The following is a 17869-nucleotide window of genomic DNA, read 5'->3' on the forward strand; positions in this document are numbered from 1 at the left end:
CGATGAGCCGCCGATGGGTATCCCTGCCCCTGTTGTCCGTCTGCTTGAGCACGGTGTTGCCGCTCGCACCCATTGTCGTGCGAGCCGATGTCTATACCTTCGAAGCCCGTGAACAGAGCGCGCGGACCTTCTTCAGTGAACTGTCCGGGTCGTTGGGCAAGCCGGTCGTTGTCAGCAAGGTCGCCGCGACCAAGCGGATTGGCGGTACGTTCGATCTGCGCACGCCACAACGGACTTTTGAACGAGTCAGCGCGCAGATGGGGCTGATCTGGTACAGCGATGGCCAGGCGATTTATCTGTATGACGCCTCGGAAATCAAAAGCTCCATGGCGTCCTTGCAGACCTTGACCGTGGCCAAGCTGCTGGGGTTTCTCAAACAGTCCGGGCTGCATGATGCCCGCTATCCACTACGCAATGATGGATTGCGCACGTTTCACGTCTCCGGGCCGCCCATCTACGTTGATCTGGTGCTGCAAGCGGCCGGGTTGATGGACAACCAGCGCTCCGAACTGTTGCTCGGCAAGCAGCAGATTGGCGTGATCCATGTGCGCAATACCTTCGTCAGTGACCGCAAATATGAGCTGCGCGATGACAAAGTGATCATCCCCGGACTGGCGACCGTGATCGAGCAACTGTTGCGCGGCGAAAAGCACGAGGTCGAGCCGGCGGTGGCGCAAGCTCCTGGTCAGCGACCGCCCGGGTCGATGCCGGTGTTTCCCCTGGAGGGCCTGGCGAACACAGCCTCGGAGCAAGATCCAATGGCGCCGCGCGTCATTGCCCGAGAGGTGGCCGCCGGCAATATCCGGGTGGTGGCCTACCCGGACACCAACAGCCTGTTGGTCAAGGGGCTGCCGGAGCAGGTGCGTTTTATCGAAAACCTGGTCGATGCCCTGGACACGCCGAAACGCCACGTCGAGTTGTCGTTGTGGATCATCGATCTGCACAAGGATGAACTCAATCAGTTGGGCATCAACTGGCAAGGCGCCGTGAAATCCGGGGGCACCTTCAGCGCATCCCTCAACGCTGGCTCGGCGACCACCCTCGATGGCGCGTCGTTCGTGACCCAGGTCATGGCGATGGAGCGGACCCAGCGAGCGAACGTGGTCTCGCGCCCGGTCATCCTGACGCAGGAGAACGTGCCGGCGATTTTCGACAACAACCGCACGTTTTATGCCCCGCTGGTCGGGGAGCGCAGCGTCGACTTGCAGCATGTGACCTACGGCACGCTGGTGAGCGTACTGCCCCGGTTCGCCCAGGCGGACGAGATCGAAATGTCGCTCAATATCGAGGACGGCAACGAAGTCGAGAATCCCGGCCAGGGGGAGCACCAGGGCGCGTTGCCGACGGTCGGCCGTACCCGCATCAGTACGGTGGCGCGGGTGCCCCAGGGCAAGAGTCTGCTGGTGGGCGGCTTCACCCGCGATGACCACGGCGAGCAAATCGGGCGCGTACCGGTGTTGGGGTCGATTCCGTGGATCGGACGCTTGTTCAGCTATCGCCAGAGCCGCTCGGCCAACACCGTGCGGGTGTTCCTGATCCAGCCCAAAGAGATTCGCGACGGTTTTGAACCCGCCACCGTCGAACACGGCGCGCAGTTGCTGAGCCCGGAGCAGTATGAGCGTCTGCGCCGCTCCTATTTTCGACTGTCAGAACCATGATCCTGCCGCCGATCTCCCTGGGTGGCCGAGCGGCCCAGGCCCGGCTGAATACCGAGAAGGCCGCCGAACATCCGCAGCCGCCGATAGAGGCCGAGACAGGGCTGGATGACGGCGCGACGGCGGCGGTGGCGCAGCGCCTCGTGCAGATCAGCGATGAGTTGTCAGCGGCGCTGACGCAATTTCGTGGCCGGCGCTTGTTCGAGCAAAAGTCCGAGGGGCTGACCGATACCTTCGAGCGCGTGCTGGAGGACGATACCGTGCCCAAGGCGCGGCAGGTACTGAGCCTGGCGCGGCTGGCGGATAAACCCGTCACCTGGTTGCTGCAAATGGCGCGACAACTGTTCCCCGATGACAGCGACCTGGCGCTGGTGCTGCGGGCGTTGTTGCGCCGAAGGACATTGGAAGCGCGCACACGGCAGCGACTCGAAACGCTCTTGCAGACGGTGATTGCCCAAGGCTCTCCCAAGCGTATGAACGCCGGGATCAACGCCGCGCTCAAGGCCAGGCTGTTCGGTGCGGCCATGGCGGTGCGTGCCGGGCTGTTGCGCGAGACTTACCGGGATTTCCTCGAGTCCGACGACGGTCCGCTCAGTTGTTACCAGGACTGGATTGCCCTGTACGGCCCGGCACAACGCAAGGGGGTGTTGGCCTTCATCGAAGCCGCGCTACTGACCGATATCAGCGCCCAGGACCCCAGTTGCTCGCGCGCCGAGTTCGGCCAACTGCTGGCCCGGGTGATCGACCTCAAACGCCTGCGCTCAGCCGATGAGTTGTTTATAGGCGCACTGCTCGGCGATGCGCTCATCTGCCGGCACAACCCCGATGAGTCCGACTGGCTGGTGTTCCTGTTCGGCGTGTTGACCTACCCCGATGAACTCGACCAGCTGTTACTCGGGGTGTTGGGGGAGGGTGTGCTGCTCAGTGCCCACCGTGAGCGTTCGATGCTGCTCCAGACCGTGCGCCGGCTCAGCCTGCAATTGCCATCGCCCCTGTTTGCCGACGAAGACGCGCCGTTGCGCCTGGCCGCACAGTTCACCCGCCTGGCAGACGTTGCCTATGCCCACGAATGCATCGACCAGCGCCGCGCCGGCGGCCATCCATGATGTTGTCCCGGAGCCAGGCCTGAATGCTCAATGTATTTCTGCGCAACGTCGGTGCTCGCCCGGAGCTGCTGATCCTGACATTGATGGTGATGATCATTGCCATGCTGATCATCCCGCTGCCGACGGTGCTGGTGGATTTTCTCATCGGCCTGAACATCGTCATCTCGCTGTTGGTGTTCATGGGCTCGTTCTACATCGAGCGCATCCTCAGCTATTCGACGTTCCCGGCGTTGCTGCTGTTGACGACGCTGTTTCGCCTGGCGCTGTCGATCAGCACCAGCCGCTTGATTCTCAGTCAGGCCGATGCCGGTGAGATCATTGCGTCGTTCGGTGACTTCGTCATCGGCGAAAGCCTGGTGGTGGGCTTCGTGATTTTTTCCATCGTTACCATTGTCCAGTTCATCGTCATCACCAAAGGCTCGGAGCGGGTCGCTGAAGTGGCGGCGCGTTTCTCCCTGGACGGCATGCCCGGCAAGCAGATGAGCATCGACGGTGACCTCAAGGCCGGCGCCATCGACGCGGCCCAGGCCCGGGAAAAGCGCAGCGTGCTGGAGCGTGAAAGCCAGTTGTACGGCTCTTTCGACGGGGCGATGAAATTCATCAAGGGCGATGCCATCGCCGGCATCATCATTATCTTCGTCAACTTCATCGGCGGCATGGCCATCGGTGTCGGGCAACTGGGCATGGACATGTCCACGGCCCTGTCGACCTACACCCTGTTGACCATCGGCGATGGTCTGGTTGCGCAGATCCCCGCGCTGCTGATCGCCATCGGCGCCGGCTTCATCGTCACTCGCGTCAATGGCGATGACAGCAACCTGGGGCGCAACATGCTCGCCCAGATGCTGGGTAACCCGTTCGTCCTCGGCGTCACCGCGTTGCTGGCGGTGGGCGTGGGCCTGTTGCCGGGTTTTCCGCTGCTGACCTTTTTGTCGATCGCCAGTGTGCTGGGGCTGGTGGTGTTTGTGCGCCATCGCCGATCCTCGCGTCCGGCCGGCTCGGGGGAAAGCCGTGCCGCACCCGCCGAGCAGGACGCGTTGCCGAGCGATTCCGGGTTGCTGGAGGATATCGACAACATTGCCACCGAAACCGTCGCCCTGATGTTGCTGGTGCCCACCGCGCGCCTGCAAGCGTTGGAGAAGGACCGTTGGGCCGCGCGCTTTCGCAGCCAGTTCTTCGTCGATTACGGACTGCGCATTCCCGAACCGCAGCTACGGGCCAGCGAGGCACTGCCGGCCCATCAAGTGGCGGTGCTGATCAATGAGGTGCGCGCCGAGCAGTTCGATATTCATTTCGAGCACTGGCGCCTGCTGGACTATTCCCCGGAACTGGAGCCCTTGGGTTTTGCCCTGGTGCGCGGCAACGACAGCAATCGCTTGGGCGGTGTCTGGGTCACTGCGGCTGACCGTGAACGGGTGCAGCAGTTGGGCTATCACCTGAGACCGGCGGATGAGGAATGTTATCGCTGCCTGGTCACGCTGCTGGCGCGCAACATCCAGGAGTTTTTCGGCGTGCAGGAAACCAAGCAGTTGCTCGACGAAATGGAAGCGCGCTACCCCGACCTGCTCAAGGAAGTCTATCGCCACGTCACGGTGCAGAAGATCGCCGAAGTGCTGCAACGCCTGATTGGCGAGCGCATTTCCGTGCGCAACATGAAACTCATCCTCGAATCCCTCGCCCATTGGGCCTCCCGGGAAAAGGATGTGCTGGCGCTGGTCGAACACGTACGCGGCGCGATGGCCCGCTACATCAGCAACAAGTTTGCCCAGGGCAACGACCTGCGGGTGCTGTTGCTGTCGGCGGAGTTCGAAGACGTGGTGCGCCGAGGCATCCGGCAAACCTCGGGCGGCAGTTTCCTCAACCTGGAACCGGCCGAGTCCGAAGAGCTGATGGACCGCCTCAGCGTCGGCCTGGACAGCGTGCACATCGCCCACAAGGACATGGTGCTGCTGTGTTCGGTGGATGTGCGGCGCTACATCAAGAAACTGATCGAGGGACGCTTCCGGGAGCTGGACGTGATGTCGTTCGGCGAAATCTCCGAGACCGTCTCGGTCAATGTCATCAAAACCCTGTGAGGAAACCCTGTAAATGGTACCGATGGATATCGCCGGCCTACTGCGTCAAGCGCTACGTCATAGTGGCTGCGCGGACAGCCAGATAGCTCACTTCGACGGCCACGGCACGATAGAAATGCGGATGAGGAATCTGCCTGATGTCAACGTGGCGGTCGTTGAAGGCGATGTATGGATCTGGGCGGTGGTTGCCGAAGCGACCCCGCAGACATTCAATTATTGCGCCTTCGACCTGATGCAGTTTCTGCTTGAAGGCAACGCTTTTTCCCGCACCGGGCAATTGCACCTGTGCGAAGTCGAGGGGCGATTGGAGTTGCGTTTGATGGCCAATGCCCTGGCATTGAGTGATGCCGAACATTTGGCGCAGGCGTTGGACTCCTTTGTACAGGCCGTCGAAGCATTGTTGGAAATCCTGCGTCGATGAATCTGCGGCTGGAAAGGCAGGCCGCCCACCCGTTGCGTTTGAACGGGCCCTTGATCGAAGCGGCGCTGGGCGAGGTGGTGGTCGGCGAAGTCTGTGAAGTGCGCCGGCATTGGCGCTTGCCCGAGGTCACTGCGCGGGCGCAGGTCATCGGCTTCAAACCCGGCGTGGTTTTTCTCAGTTTGCTGGGCGATGCCAAAGGTTTGTCCCGGGAATCGATGATCGTGCCCACGGGCGCGATCCTGCAGCTGACTTGCAGTGATGCCTTGCTCGGCAGCGTGGTGGATCCCCAGGGCATGATCGTCGAGCGCCTGGCACCGTCGACGGCGGTGGCGCAACAGAACCGCCCGGTGGATGCCGACCCGCCGACGTACCAGCAACGGCGCCCGGTGGCGGAACCCTTGAGCACCGGTATTCGCGTGATCGACGGCTTGCTGACCTGCGGTGTCGGCCAGCGCATCGGCATTTTTGCCGCCGCCGGCTCCGGTAAAACCACCTTGATCAATATGCTGATCGAACACTCGGATGCGGATGTGTTCGTGATCGGCCTGATTGGCGAACGCGGCCGTGAAGTGACCGAGTTCATCGAGCATTTGCGCCAGTCGCCCAAGTGCGCCCGGTGCGTGGTGGTGTACGCCACTTCGGATTTTTCCTCGGTGGACCGCTGCAACTCGGCGCTGCAAGCCACGGCCATCGCCGAATACTTTCGCGACCAGGGAAAGCGCGTGGTGTTGCTGCTGGACTCGTTGACCCGCTACGCCCGCGCCCGCCGCGACCTGGCCTTGGCGGCTGGTGAAGCGCCGGCGCGGCGCGGCTATCCGGCTTCGGTGTTCGATGCCTTGCCGCGCTTGCTGGAACGGCCTGGCGTGACGGCGAGCGGCAGCATCACCGCCTGGTACACGGTGCTGTTGGAAAGTGACGATGAACCGGACCCGATTGCCGAGGAGATCCGCTCGATTCTCGACGGCCACGTCTACCTCAGCCGGGCCCTGGCGGCCAAGGGGCACTATCCGGCCATCGATGTATTGCGCAGCGTCAGCCGGGTGGCGACGCAAGTCACTACGCCGCAGGTCCAGCAACTGGCGGCGTCGACCCGGGAAACCCTGGCGCGTCTTGAGCAACTGCAGGTCTTTCTCGACATGGGCGAGTACAGCCCGGGCGCGGACGCGGCCAATGACCATGCCATGCAGCGTCGCGAAGCCCTGAGCCAGTGGTTGCGCCAGCCGACAGGCGAGTGTTGCGCGCCGGACGAAACCTTGCGGAGTCTGCATGAAATCATTGCCTGACCAGCGACGCCTGTTGGCTTTCAGTCAGTTCCGCCGGCAACGCGGCGAACAGGCCGTGCTGCGGGTCCAGCGCCAGTTGCAGCCGCTGCTTGCCGAGCGCGGTGGCTTCGAGGAACAGGAGGCTGCGCTGCAACGCCTGTTGGCCAGTCATCGGGCCAATGACTGTGTGCTGGAGCACGGGCAACTGTTGGCGCTGTTGCGCACCCAGGCGGTGATCCGGCGGCGGATCGATCTGCTGCGTGTCGAGCGCGACCGCGTGGAGCAGCAATGCCGGCAGGTCGAGCAGCAGTTGCAGGCGCAGCATGAACACCTGCGCTTGCTCCAACGCAAGCACGACAAGTACGTGCGCTCGGTCCAGCAACTGTTGCGTGCGCAGCGGCTTGAAGCGGTGCGCCGGGAAGAACGAGAACTGGAAGAGATGATCGGGGTTCGGCGATGAAAGAAATATCTGTGGTGCCTGCTCGACCGGTGCAAACCCTGGACCCCGTCGATGAAGGCCCAATCGATGAGCTGCAAGACCCACTCGTCCCGGTGCAAGAGGATGAGCTGCCGCAAGGTGTGCTGGATCTTGTGGTTGCGCTGATTCGGCAGCGACAACCGACGATGGAAATCGCTCGGGCAGTGACGGGGCATTCGATGAACATGGCCCAGGCGGCGGTGGAGGTCGATCACGATGAAGCACGATCGATTGTCCCGACAACGACGGACCTGGAACCTGATAGAGCACCACCGACAGCCCGCAACGCGATGCCTTTTCCACACGCCGATCAGCTGTTCAACAAAGCGATACAACACGCATTGCCCCAACGCCTGGAGCCTGTTGCTTCCGCCCGCGATCACCTGGCGGCGCCGACATCCCCAGCGTCGATCGAGCCGATGACGCTCGAGCCTTTCACCGCTCCCGATACGCGCTCGATGCCGCGCTTAGATGAGCCGTTACCCCAAGCGCCGCAGAGCTTTTACGGCACGCGCCATGCTCCTTCGGTTGCCCCTGCATCGATCCTGCCAGCGGCAACATCGGCAGCGCCGCCAACGCCCGAGGTCATGGTCGAGCCCTTGTCGGGTGCCGACCGGGGCTTGCTGCAAGTGCCTTTCAACAGAGGGGCGGCCAGCGGGCAAGTGACGATCAGTCGGCTGCCCGAGGAACCCACTCGGCAACTGACGCTCAGCCCCAGCAATGCCCTGGTGTTCGAGCAACTCAAGGCGCCTTTCGAACTGGCCCGGGAACCTGCCTGGCGGCTGGCTGACAGCGGTGGCGAGCAGCAGCGCCAGGGTTCACAGCAGCAGCCGGATGAAGATCAGGACGAACAGTCCGGGTTTGAAGCGTGAGCGCATTGCGGCTCCGTCGGATCGATTCTGTCGCCCATGCCCACGCACAGGCGATTCAACGCTGGCGGCGCGCCGGTCGGGACGCGGGTTCGGCCAAGGTGCCGGTGCGCCCCGGCTACCTGGGCTTTTGCGCAGAAGGTGACGGCACGCATTGGCAGGGGCTGATCCTGGCCCGCGACTGGTTGCATCACACGCTCCCGACCTTGCAATCGTTGCTGGTGCTCGAGTGCCCGTTACCGAGCATCGTCGAGTTGTTTCGGACGGTGTCGCGGCCCCTGCTACTGGAGGTGGACGAATTGCATTACCGCACGCTGACGGACATCGAATGCGTGGCCCAGGATCGATTGCCGACGCATGACTTGCCATGGCTCGACGCCCCTCGGGGGCGCGTGTGGTTGACCCAATTGCCGTCCCGCACCGCTATGCGAGGTCCGTTGGAACCCGGCTCATGGTTGAACGATTTGCCCTTGCGCCTGGCGCTGGTGCTCGGCGTCAGTCACCTGAGTCTTGCCAGTCGGATACGCCTGAGTGAAGGCGATGTCTTGCGTATCACCCAGCGGACTCAACGCTGCTTTTTGGCGGACCGCTGTCTGGGCGTTTTCACCTTTACCGAAGAGGGTTTACACATGCAACCGACCGTGGCCGACGCCAATCTGGAGAACACGCCTGAGCCCGACGTGGATATCGACCTGGGTACGCTGCCGGTGCACCTGGAGTTCCTGCTCGCGACCCATGAAACCGACCTGGCGACGCTGTCGCAAGTCATCGCGGGGCAATTGATCCCGTTGGCCGACGACGCGGTGCGACACATCGAGGTGCGTGCCAACGGCAAGCCGATTGCCCAGGGAGAGTTGGTGCAGTTGGACGGCCAGTTGGGTGTTGAATTGCTCAAGGTCTATCGGAACGACGGCGATGAATGACGTCTCGCTGATCGCGCTGCTGGCATTCGCTTCGCTGTTGCCGTTCCTGGCGGCGGCGGGCACCTGCTACCTCAAGTTCTCCATCGTCTTCGTCATCGTGCGCAACGCCTTGGGCCTGCAACAAGTGCCGTCGAACATGGCGCTCAATGCGATTGCGCTGATGCTGGCGATTTTCGTCATGACGCCGGTCATGAAGCAGGGCCATGACTACTACAAGACCGAGGCGGTGGCCTTCACCGATATCGAGTCGGTGGTGAATTTCGCCGAGAACGGCCTGGGCAGCTACAAGGACTATCTGCGCAAGTACACCGACCCGGAACTGGCGCTTTTTTTTGAACGGGCCCAGGTGGTCCAGGATGAAACCGACGCCGACTGGCTCGCCGATGAAGAACTGGCGCCGTCGTTGTTTTCGCTGCTGCCGGCCTATGCCCTGAGCGAAATCAAGAGCGCCTTCAAGATCGGTTTCTACCTGTATCTGCCCTTCGTGATCGTCGACCTGGTGATCTCCAGCATCCTGCTGGCGCTGGGCATGATGATGATGAGCCCGGTGATCATTTCCGTGCCGATCAAACTGGTGCTGTTTGTCGCCCTCGACGGCTGGGCGCTGCTGTCGACCGGGCTGGTCAAGCAATACCTGACCCTGCTGGCATAGGCCCACGTCCATGAACGAGCTGGTCTATGCCGGTAACAAGACCCTGTACCTGATTCTGCTGATGGTGGCCTGGCCGATCATCGTTGCCACGGTGGTCGGCCTGGTGGTCGGGTTGATCCAGACCGTGACCCAGTTACAGGAACAGACGCTGCCGTTCGGTTTCAAGCTGCTGGCGGTCGCCGCGTGTCTGTTTCTGCTCTCGGGCTGGTACGGCGAAACCCTGCTGGATTTCAGTCGTGAAGTCATTCGCCTGGCGTTGGGTTAGCCCGATGTCGGTGACGTTGTTCTTCGAGCTGTACGCCTGGTTTGCGGCGGCGGTATTGGGCGTGGCGCGTCTGGCGCCGATTTTCTTCATGTTGCCGTTTCTCAACAGCGGTGTGCTGACAGGCGTGGCGCGCCAAGCGGTGATTGTGTTGGTCGCGCTGGGGTTCTGGCGCTATGTCGGCGTGCCCGCGCCGGCCCTCGACAGCGTTGCCTTTCTTGGCCTGGTGTTGCGTGAGGCGGGTATCGGCGTGCTGTTGGGGTTGCTGTTGTGCTGGCCGTTCTGGGTGCTGCACGCGATGGGCAACCTGATCGACAACCAGCGCGGGGCCATGCTCAGCAGCACGGTGGATCCGGCCAACGGTGTCGATACGTCGGAGTTGGCGAATTTCCTCCAGCTGTTTGCGGCGGCGGTTTATCTCGAAGGTGGCGGCATGTTGTTGATGCTCGAAACCGTCGGTCACAGTTATCGCATCTGCGCGCCGGCCCAAGGCTGCGAGCTGCATCTGTCGGCCCTGCATGGTGTGCTCGACGGGCTGGTGGGCAAGACCCTGGTGATCAGCGCGCCGGTGGTCGCCACCTTGCTGGTCAGCGAAGCGTTGCTCGGTTTGCTCTCGCGGTATGCGCCGCAGATGAACGCCTTCTCGGTGTCGCTGACGGTCAAGAGCCTGGTGGCGCTGGTGGTGTTGATGTTGTATTTCGGCGTGCATCTGCCGGATGAAGTCCTGCGCATGGGCATGAGGTCCGAGGCGCTGGCGGATTATCTGGGTGACGGCGGGGAGGGCGGGCATGTCGTCCAGCGCCTCGAAGACTGAAAAACCTACCGCCAAGCGCCTCAGGGATGCGGCCCGCAAAGGCCAGACGTTCAAGGCCAAGGACCTGGTGATCACCTGCCTGACCTTGTGCGGCATCGCGTACATGGTCTTCAACAGCTCGCTGGGCGAGATCATGGAGGTCTACCGGCGCATCATCGCCAGCGATTTTGACACGGACCTGCAAGCGTATTCGGCGATGCTGGTGCAGGTCGGCCTCAAGGCGTTGCTGCCGTTGTTGTTGGTGTGCGTGCTGACCAGTGCCTTGCCGGCCCTGCTGCAAAGCGGTTTTGCCCTGGCCAGCGAAGCGCTGAAGCTGAATCTTGGCGCGTTGAACCCGATCAATGGTTTCAAGAAATTGTTCAGCCTGCGCACCGTCAAGGACACGTTCAAGGCGTTGTTGTACCTGGGCAGTTTTGCCATGGCGCTGTGGCTCGTCTGGGTCACCCAGCGGCAATTGCTGTTTGCCCAACTGTTCGTCCAGGCGCCGGACTTGTTCGCGATCTGGGGGCATCTGTTGCTGGTGCTGGTGCTGGCATTCCTGGCGTGCGTCCTGCTGATCGTCGTGCTCGATGCCCTCAGCGAATACTGGTTGTTCATGAAAGACCAGATGATGGACAAGGACTCGGTCAAGCGCGAACACAAGGAGCAGGACGGCAACCCGCAGATCAAGGGCCGCCGCCGTGACCTGCATATGGAGCTGTTGTCGGAGCAGGTCAAATCCGATGTGCGCAGCTCACGCATGATCATCGCCAACCCCACTCACATTGCCATCGGCGTGTACTTCCGCCCGGAAATCACGCTGCTGCCGTTTATCTCCCTGATGGAAACCAACCAGCGTGCCCTGGCCGTGCGGGCGTATGCCAAAGAGGTCGGGGTGCCGGTGATCAACGACGTCGCACTGGCCCGACGCATCTTCAAGACCCACCAGCGCTACAGCTTCCTCCAGGTGCAGGAAGTCGAGCAAGTGCTGCGGTTGCTGATCTGGCTGGAGCAGGTTGAACAGGCTTGAGGTCCAGCCCAACCCTGGTGGCAAGGAGGGGCTGTGGGAGCAAGGCTTGCCCGCGATGCAGGCGCCTCGTTTCCCCTGAGACCGCGCGGTCCTCATCGCGGGCAAGCCTTGCTCCCACAGAAACCCCCTCGCCACAAAAGCATTCTCGCCAGGCAGGAGGTTCTTGCGCGTTTCAACAACAGCATGAGCGCAATTTGGCAGCGTGCCCTCCGACGTTTTGGCTCAATGGCATCGGTCAGCGACGCTGGCGTTTTTTCAGGAGTGTGGCTGATGAGTCGCGACAACAAACAAGACGAGCAGGTGGCCCAGGACGTCGTCGACGCGATGCTCGGCGGTGCGGCGTTGAAAGATGTGCAAGGCATCAGTGACGAGCACATGGACAGTCTCTATGCCTTCGCTTTCCAGTTCTACGAACAAGGGCGGCTGGACGATGCCGAGAAGTTCTTTCACTTCCTGTGCATCTACGACTTCTACAACAGCCATTACTGGATGGGGCTGGCTGCGGTGCACCAGCTCAAGCAAAACCACCAGAAGGCCATCGACCTGTATGCCATCGCTTTTGCCCAAGGCAAGAACGACTACCGACCGATGTTTTACACCGGCCAGTGCCATCTGGCCCTGGGCAAGATCGGCAAGGCCCGGTTGTGTTTCGAATACGTGCTTGAGCAAGCCACGCAAGACGATCTGCGCGAGCAGGCCAAGGTGTATCTCGACACCTTGGCCCACATGGAACAGCAATGTTCGGAGGATTGAACATGAGTGAAATCAGAAACACCCCAAGCCCCGCATTCCAGGGGGTAATGAGTCGCAGCGAGGCCTTTGAAAAATACGGTGCGGCGGCCAGCAAGGCTGCCAGGACCGCCGATTTTCAAGAGGCCGGCAAGCAAGCCCTGGCGGACCTGATGTCGGTGAAATACGAAGGTCAGAATGGCCCGTCCGCCGCCGCTACCGGCCGGCCCGTGCTGCATGCGCCAGCGCCACGCGTCGATGGCAACAAACAGGAAACCGACGGCGATATGTTCACGTTATTGATGGCGATGATCTGTGAACTGATCGGTGAGGTCGACGTCAAGAAACTGAAAAACCGCCTGGCGATGCTGCAAAGCATGGCCGGCGCCAAGCAGCAGGGCTATGCCAACCTCTCTTCTGAATATACCGCCGCCGTCCAGGCCTTGGAGGCTGCCGAGGGCCAGGTCGGCAGCAGTCAGGAACACCTCGAACAGCTGCGTGAACGCGTCCAGCAGGTCCAGGGCCTGCTGGAAGAAAGCGAAGCGCGCCTGGCGCAGTTGGATCCTGAATCGCCGGAATACGCCCAGGAGCTGGCCCGTCGCGACCAGCTCAAAGGCGAACTGGCGAGCCATACCCAAGCCTTCAATGGGGCGACCGACGCTCACTTGAAGTTGATCGAGATCGCCAATGCCTTTGCCAAAGCCCTGAGCGGGGTGGTCGCGAAAGTGGTGGTGTCCGGCGACAGCGGCCCGGCCCGCAAGGAAACCGACGAAAAAGCCCTCAGCAGCAGTGCACTGGCATTGCTCAATCGCTTGAGGATCATCGAATTGCTCGGCGAGGCGGCGCAGAACAAGGAGGAACTCAGCCAGGAGCTGTTCCAGGCGTTGCAGGTCAAGCTTCAGGAACACATGAAGCGGGAGTCGGATAAATACCTGGAGGAAGTCCGCAAGGCCGAGGCTTTGCAGAAAACCATGGGCTGCATCGGCAAGATCGTCGGCGCGATATTGTCCGTTGCAGTCATCGTTGCCGGGGTCCTGACCGCCAACCTGCCGCTGATCGTGGTAGGGGTGGTTGGCATGGGGATCATGATTGCCGATGTGGTGGTGGAGGAAAAAACCGGCAAGTCGTTCATGGCCGAGGCCATGAAGCCGCTGACCGTCGTCATGCAGGAAGCCATCAAGCGGTTCACCGAGCTCTACACCCAGATACTGATCGACCTGGGTGTTGATGAAGACAAGGCCAAGGAAATCGGGCAGATCGCCGGCATGATCCAGGGCGTCGTTGCGACGCTGGCCGCCATCGCGCTGGTGGCCGTGGTCGGGGTGCAGGTGATCGGGCCGATGATCAGCAGCCTCGCTTCGAAACTGGCCTCGATGGCCGCCCAGGCCGCGCCTGCCGCGATGCAAGCCATGAAGCAGATGGCAACGTCGGTGGGCAACTCGCTGACCCAGATACTCACGCAGTTGCGCGGGTTCATCACCAACGGCGCCGATGCGGTGTCACTGGCCCGTTATGCCGCCAACCTGGAGATCGCCCAGGCTGTCACCGAGTTCGGCAACGTGGCGGCGCAGGGCGTGCTGCAAATCGAAAGCGGCCGGCATACCGCCCAGGCTGCCGTGCTCCTGGCTAGCGTGCGGGTGCGCATGGCGATCAGCGAGGAAATCAGCAAGTACCTGACCCAGGTGGTCGAGAACTACGGCCAAGCCATGCATGAACGAACCCGCCAGATCGAGCAGTTGTTTGCCGACATGCAACGCAGCCATTCCGTCAGCCTGCAAATGGTTCGGCATGTTTGAAATCACTGAGAACAGGTATCTACGATGAATGCTATTCACGCTCCAATCAGAATCGCCCCCGTTGCCATTGACCACGATTTGACTAACGACGCAGGGTTGAGCGAGTTAGTCGCTCAAGAGCAGTTTTCAAAGGATCTCAAAGCCAAGCCACTTGTGGGCTCTCGGATTTCCGACAATCGCATCACCAGGCAAGTGCTCCAGAACGACGGCTTCCCAGCGCCCTCAGCTGCGGAGCTCGAGAGTGAGATCAACGCCTACCAACCCACCGAATCGGACTGGCAGGACTTCCTTTCAGCCACGATGATGCTCAGCGATGAAGTACGCAACGATCTGATATTCGACCCCGGCGCCTGGGAAAAACACGCCAACGTACTGGTGGCGGCGATCATTGCGCTGAACATCGCTCGAGTGGCCAACGCGCAACTGCGCGGGCATTTCAGCGTCATGGCCTCCGATGCGGCCGAGGCTCAGGGCGCGGCAATTGTCGAGTCCGGCAAGGCAGCGATGTACAGCGCCATCGCCGGGGCAATCGTGTCTGGAGCAGTTTCCGGATTCGCCCTGCTCAAGACCTTTCAGGGCCAGAAGTTGAAGCACGCGGACATCAACCTGCACAAGCGTAACGCCATGGACGCTCGCAATATCGAACGCGACCTCAAGCTTGAGCGCAGTCGCAACGAGTGGAATCCGCAGACCACCTACAAGATCAAGACCGTGGATGACTTCGGTCGCCCGACGACGGTCGATTTCAAACTCAGCGGTTCACCTCGGCCGCCCGAGGATCTGGCCTGGTTCGACAAGGAAATTCTCAAGGCGCAGGAGGTCGGTCGTAACGCCAAGTGGCTGAGTGAGACAGACCCCCAGAACAGATTGAACCTGCACAAGCCCAACGCCCTGAACGCCAGGAACATCGAGCGCGACCTCAAGCTTGAGCGCGACCGCACCGACTGGAATTCGGACGTCACCTCTAAGGTCAGGACCTTCGACGAGTTTGGCCGTCCGACACTGGTCGATTTCAAACCCAAGGCATCGTCCCTGTCAGCCCAGGATCAAGCCTGGTTCGACAAGCAAATCCTCAACGCGCAAAAGGTCAGCGAGACCTCCGACTGGCTGAGCCAGATGGGCAGCAAGGGCATCGAAAGGAAGCTGGAAATCAGTCGCGCGCTCAGCGCCATGTCGATGAGCTTGAGTCAGGTGGTGGCGAGCATCGTGCGCCTGGCCGAGCACGCCGCGCGGGAAAAGGAAGTGCTGCTGCAAAGTGCGCAGAACAGCCAGAAGAGCCTGAGCGACGAAGTCAGCCAGAAAGACGCGGCCGATGCGGCGTTCTTGCAAAAACTGATGGACATGGTGATGCAACTTTTTCAATCGCGCAGCGATGTCATTCGCGCCCTGACGGCTTGAGGAGAAGAGACTCATGGAAATCACCCAATTTGCTCGTTCGCCCATTGTGTTGCCGCCGAACGTGGAGGCCATCACTGATACAGCGCCGCCTCCCGAGGTACCCGTTGAGGAACAAACGGTCAGCTCCCTGACGCATCTGCTGGACAGGTCGATGAACGCAATGAATCGCAGCCTCGGCAATATGCTCAAGTGCCCGGCAATCACCGCCGAGCAGAAGGAGGGCATGGCCGCCGAGGCGACAGCGCAGCAGTTCATCGCGGAGGTTGTCGAACAGATCCACGGCAAGCGTGACCGCGCACAAATGTTGGCCATGCAACTGCGCCAGTGCTGCGCCGTGATGGCCCACAGCTTGAAGACCGGGCTGTTGGACGAAAGCCAGCTCCAGCAGGTCGATGACGAACACAACCAAATCATCTGCACCCTCGAACGACATCTGCAAGAGCACAAGCCTCTCGATATCGCAGAGGCTTTGGATGCATCGATAAATTCATCGAATGACTTCTTCGAAAAACTCCTTGAACTGATCGACCTGATCAAGAACGGCTACCTCGCCGGCTACGAACACATCATCTCGGCCTATACGAACTTCTTCGCCGCCTTCAACGCCCGAATCACTGCAATGATGAGTAAGTGGGTCGATGGGGCGAACGATGGTAAAGACGTGAAGCTGAAAGCGGGTGAACTGCACGCTGCGTTGACACAATTGATCAACGATTTCAGCCATCCGAACCCGGATTCCATTCTTTTTCCAAAACCGGGGGAAGGTGGAGCCAGCGAGGAAGAAGCAGACAAATGGCGTCAAGCGCTGGGCCTGCCTGACAGTTGCCTCAAACCAAATGGTGACGGTACCTGGTGCGTGGTTATCGATACCGGACCGCTGACGTTAATGAAAAAAGAACTGCCGTCCAGCGGCACGGTGACCTGGAATACCGCCAAGTACAACCAATGGCAAACCGGTTTCAACGCTCAGGAGGAACGCTTGAAAAACATGCTGCAGTCGTTGACTCAGAAGTATTCGAATGCCAATTCGTATCATGACAATTTCAATAAGACGTTGTCGGCGCATTTGAATCAGTTTGCGGATATGTTGAGGGCGATGTTGAATTTCTAATATTTAAATGCAGGGCCTGTAAATGAATGCGCCGGTTGTCAATATTTGCGTTGAATCCAGGGTCATACAGTTACTGTCTGGCTATTTTTCGGTCATGCAATACAAGATAAATAGTCACTCGCGGTTGGTGGAGGATTTGAATGCTGATTCTGTGGATATAGTAGAGGTTATCGTAATTATGGATGAGGCCTTTAACATAGAACTGTCGTCGAGTCAGGTGGCGGAATGGAGGACTGTGGTCGATATTGTTAATTCAATTGCAGGTAGCGAGGGAATGCAAGCTGTAATTGAAGATAAGGGCGAGCCACGACTAAGATTTACCTAATGGAATTGCAATGAAGATCGTGAATGTGCCAGGTGACTCTGTTGGTATTAGTGATCTTGAAAGGTCTGCGCCTACGGCGTTGTTGACAACATTAATTAAGGTGTAGTCAAGCAGTGAGATGTTGTCAATGCAAGCTCGATGGTGGACGTTTTGGCGGTCGCTGCTGATAACTTCAGGTCAGTATCTTGTTCAGTATTCGATCGAATAATGGATGGAGCGCTTAAGATTTCGCACATCGATTCAACCCTACGCTCCGAAGAAGAGTCGGTGACAGCTGAGTAGGCACTATCACGACGGACGTGGCAAGGGCGCTTCTTTATTATCCGGGGGACTCGCTCGTACAAGAACTCGGCGAGGCATTGTGTGATCTGATCCAGGATCTAACGCCCGAAGATCAAAAATGTTGAGCAAGCGTTTGTTTGGGTTAGGAGGGCGGCTTTTATGTCGCTGGTCCTCCTTAAGAAAACAGAGCGTATCGAGCCTTAGACAAGTTCTCAATGGTCCTGCACAAGAAGTAGCACATCTGCTCGGGCATGGTGCGGCATTGGATATGATTAATGATTTGCTCAAAGGGCAGGCAGCCGTGAGTGACTCTCCATTCGACATTGAGGAGGTCGGTAGGCAGAAAACAGCGAATTGTCTGCATAAATTATTAGGCTTAGGCCGGGTTGTGTGTGGTTTTGTGGTGCTTATTTCTGTCGGAGATGGGATGGGGCTGAGTCTGGATAGCGAATGCGCTACTGATCAACCTGCGACACATAAGTCACGTTCGGTGTCGTATCCCCCAAACCTGATTCGATACGGGGCTCCAATATACCTTCCATTGTCAAGAATGTGACGCCCAATGTATGTTGGGTTGCGTTTGTCATCCATGCTTTACTCGGCGCATTGATGTTGGTCGCATTGGTACAATATCAGGCGCACGCGTTCAGATAATGCTAGTAACTTGCAAAGCTCTACTATCAAAGTTGTTTTTTACCGTTG

The 17869-nt window shown here is 60.0% G+C and carries 17 protein-coding genes; all 17 read left to right on the top strand.

All coding sequences use genetic code 11. The annotated features are described in order from the left end of the window. Positions 1-2: 2 nt before the first annotated feature. The 17 genes from sctC (at position 3) to J9870_RS09220 (ending at position 16885) form a co-directional block, all read left to right on the top strand. Positions 3-1658: a type III secretion system outer membrane ring subunit SctC gene (sctC, locus tag J9870_RS09140; protein WP_210643602.1), complete on the top strand. Its 1656-nt coding sequence runs from the start codon at positions 3-5 to the stop codon at positions 1656-1658. Further along, positions 1655-2761 (top strand): type III secretion system gatekeeper subunit SctW, encoded by a 1107-nt coding sequence (sctW, locus tag J9870_RS09145; protein ID WP_210643603.1) that lies wholly within the window; start codon positions 1655-1657, stop codon positions 2759-2761. Before sctC ends, sctW begins: the two co-directional genes overlap by 4 nt. 23 nt (positions 2762-2784) lie before the next feature. Continuing rightward, entirely contained in the window at positions 2785-4836 is a 2052-nt protein-coding gene (locus J9870_RS09150) for an EscV/YscV/HrcV family type III secretion system export apparatus protein (RefSeq protein WP_210643604.1), read from the top strand. Between the two features lie 13 nt (positions 4837-4849). Further along, a complete protein-coding gene (locus J9870_RS09155) occupies positions 4850-5257 on the top strand; it encodes an Invasion protein B family (RefSeq protein WP_210643605.1) in 408 nt (135 codons plus the stop codon). Then, positions 5254-6540, top strand: a complete 1287-nt coding sequence (gene sctN / locus J9870_RS09160; RefSeq protein ID WP_210643606.1) for a type III secretion system ATPase SctN — start codon at positions 5254-5256, stop codon at positions 6538-6540. Before J9870_RS09155 ends, sctN begins: the two co-directional genes overlap by 4 nt. Continuing rightward, positions 6524-6979, top strand: coding sequence for a type III secretion protein (locus J9870_RS09165; RefSeq protein WP_210643607.1), 456 nt, complete (start codon positions 6524-6526; stop codon positions 6977-6979). The genes sctN and J9870_RS09165 overlap by 17 nt, the downstream gene beginning before the upstream one ends. Beyond that, positions 6976-7869, top strand: coding sequence for a type III secretion effector protein (locus J9870_RS09170; protein ID WP_210643608.1), 894 nt, complete (start codon positions 6976-6978; stop codon positions 7867-7869). Before J9870_RS09165 ends, J9870_RS09170 begins: the two co-directional genes overlap by 4 nt. Continuing rightward, positions 7866-8789 carry a FliM/FliN family flagellar motor switch protein gene (locus tag J9870_RS09175; RefSeq protein WP_210643609.1) on the top strand — a complete coding sequence of 308 codons (924 nt, stop codon included), beginning with the start codon at positions 7866-7868 and terminating at the stop codon, positions 8787-8789. Before J9870_RS09170 ends, J9870_RS09175 begins: the two co-directional genes overlap by 4 nt. Next, complete coding sequence (locus tag J9870_RS09180; protein ID WP_210643610.1) at positions 8782-9441, top strand: EscR/YscR/HrcR family type III secretion system export apparatus protein; 660 nt, start codon at positions 8782-8784, stop codon at positions 9439-9441. Before J9870_RS09175 ends, J9870_RS09180 begins: the two co-directional genes overlap by 8 nt. Before the next feature lie 10 nt (positions 9442-9451). Further along, entirely contained in the window at positions 9452-9706 is a 255-nt protein-coding gene (locus J9870_RS09185; protein ID WP_210643611.1) for an EscS/YscS/HrcS family type III secretion system export apparatus protein, read from the top strand. A 4-nt stretch (positions 9707-9710) separates the two neighbouring features. Beyond that, positions 9711-10517, top strand: coding sequence for a type III secretion system export apparatus subunit SctT (gene sctT, locus J9870_RS09190; protein WP_210645169.1), 807 nt, complete (start codon positions 9711-9713; stop codon positions 10515-10517). Then, positions 10492-11526, top strand: coding sequence for an EscU/YscU/HrcU family type III secretion system export apparatus switch protein (locus J9870_RS09195; protein WP_210643612.1), 1035 nt, complete (start codon positions 10492-10494; stop codon positions 11524-11526). The genes sctT and J9870_RS09195 overlap by 26 nt, the downstream gene beginning before the upstream one ends. A 270-nt stretch (positions 11527-11796) precedes the next feature. Continuing rightward, a complete protein-coding gene (gene sicA / locus J9870_RS09200; RefSeq protein ID WP_210643613.1) occupies positions 11797-12279 on the top strand; it encodes a type III secretion system translocator chaperone SicA in 483 nt (160 codons plus the stop codon). Positions 12280-12281: 2 nt separating this feature from the next. Beyond that, on the top strand, positions 12282-14051 hold the full coding sequence (sctE, locus tag J9870_RS09205) for a type III secretion system translocon subunit SctE (RefSeq protein ID WP_210643614.1): 1770 nt from the start codon (positions 12282-12284) through the stop codon (positions 14049-14051). Between the two features lie 96 nt (positions 14052-14147). Beyond that, entirely contained in the window at positions 14148-15449 is a 1302-nt protein-coding gene (locus J9870_RS29435; RefSeq protein WP_246883090.1) for an IpaC/SipC family type III secretion system effector, read from the top strand. Between the two features lie 13 nt (positions 15450-15462). After that, positions 15463-16560, top strand: a complete 1098-nt coding sequence (locus tag J9870_RS09215; protein ID WP_210643615.1) for an IpaD/SipD/SspD family type III secretion system needle tip protein — start codon at positions 15463-15465, stop codon at positions 16558-16560. A 22-nt stretch (positions 16561-16582) separates the two neighbouring features. Next, a complete protein-coding gene (locus tag J9870_RS09220; RefSeq protein ID WP_210643616.1) occupies positions 16583-16885 on the top strand; it encodes a phosphopantetheine-binding protein in 303 nt (100 codons plus the stop codon). Positions 16886-17869: the final 984 nt, after the last annotated feature.

Origin of the sequence: Pseudomonas sp. Tri1 (genome assembly GCF_017968885.1) — a bacterium.
Lineage (GTDB): Bacteria > Pseudomonadota > Gammaproteobacteria > Pseudomonadales > Pseudomonadaceae > Aquipseudomonas.

What these genes read in the sequence shown, in the direction of transcription:
- sctC (WP_210643602.1), top strand. Translation starts at nt 3, where the DNA reads ATGAGCCGCCGATGGGTATCCCTGCCCCTGTTGTCCGTCTGCTTGAGC.
- sctW (WP_210643603.1), top strand. Translation starts at nt 1,655, where the DNA reads ATGATCCTGCCGCCGATCTCCCTGGGTGGCCGAGCGGCCCAGGCCCGG.
- J9870_RS09150 (WP_210643604.1), top strand. Translation starts at nt 2,785, where the DNA reads ATGCTCAATGTATTTCTGCGCAACGTCGGTGCTCGCCCGGAGCTGCTG.
- J9870_RS09155 (WP_210643605.1), top strand. Translation starts at nt 4,850, where the DNA reads ATGGTACCGATGGATATCGCCGGCCTACTGCGTCAAGCGCTACGTCAT.
- sctN (WP_210643606.1), top strand. Translation starts at nt 5,254, where the DNA reads ATGAATCTGCGGCTGGAAAGGCAGGCCGCCCACCCGTTGCGTTTGAAC.
- J9870_RS09165 (WP_210643607.1), top strand. Translation starts at nt 6,524, where the DNA reads ATGAAATCATTGCCTGACCAGCGACGCCTGTTGGCTTTCAGTCAGTTC.
- J9870_RS09170 (WP_210643608.1), top strand. Translation starts at nt 6,976, where the DNA reads ATGAAAGAAATATCTGTGGTGCCTGCTCGACCGGTGCAAACCCTGGAC.
- J9870_RS09180 (WP_210643610.1), top strand. Translation starts at nt 8,782, where the DNA reads ATGAATGACGTCTCGCTGATCGCGCTGCTGGCATTCGCTTCGCTGTTG.
- J9870_RS09185 (WP_210643611.1), top strand. Translation starts at nt 9,452, where the DNA reads ATGAACGAGCTGGTCTATGCCGGTAACAAGACCCTGTACCTGATTCTG.
- sctT (WP_210645169.1), top strand. Translation starts at nt 9,711, where the DNA reads ATGTCGGTGACGTTGTTCTTCGAGCTGTACGCCTGGTTTGCGGCGGCG.
- J9870_RS09195 (WP_210643612.1), top strand. Translation starts at nt 10,492, where the DNA reads ATGTCGTCCAGCGCCTCGAAGACTGAAAAACCTACCGCCAAGCGCCTC.
- sicA (WP_210643613.1), top strand. Translation starts at nt 11,797, where the DNA reads ATGAGTCGCGACAACAAACAAGACGAGCAGGTGGCCCAGGACGTCGTC.
- sctE (WP_210643614.1), top strand. Translation starts at nt 12,282, where the DNA reads ATGAGTGAAATCAGAAACACCCCAAGCCCCGCATTCCAGGGGGTAATG.
- J9870_RS09215 (WP_210643615.1), top strand. Translation starts at nt 15,463, where the DNA reads ATGGAAATCACCCAATTTGCTCGTTCGCCCATTGTGTTGCCGCCGAAC.
- J9870_RS09220 (WP_210643616.1), top strand. Translation starts at nt 16,583, where the DNA reads ATGAATGCGCCGGTTGTCAATATTTGCGTTGAATCCAGGGTCATACAG.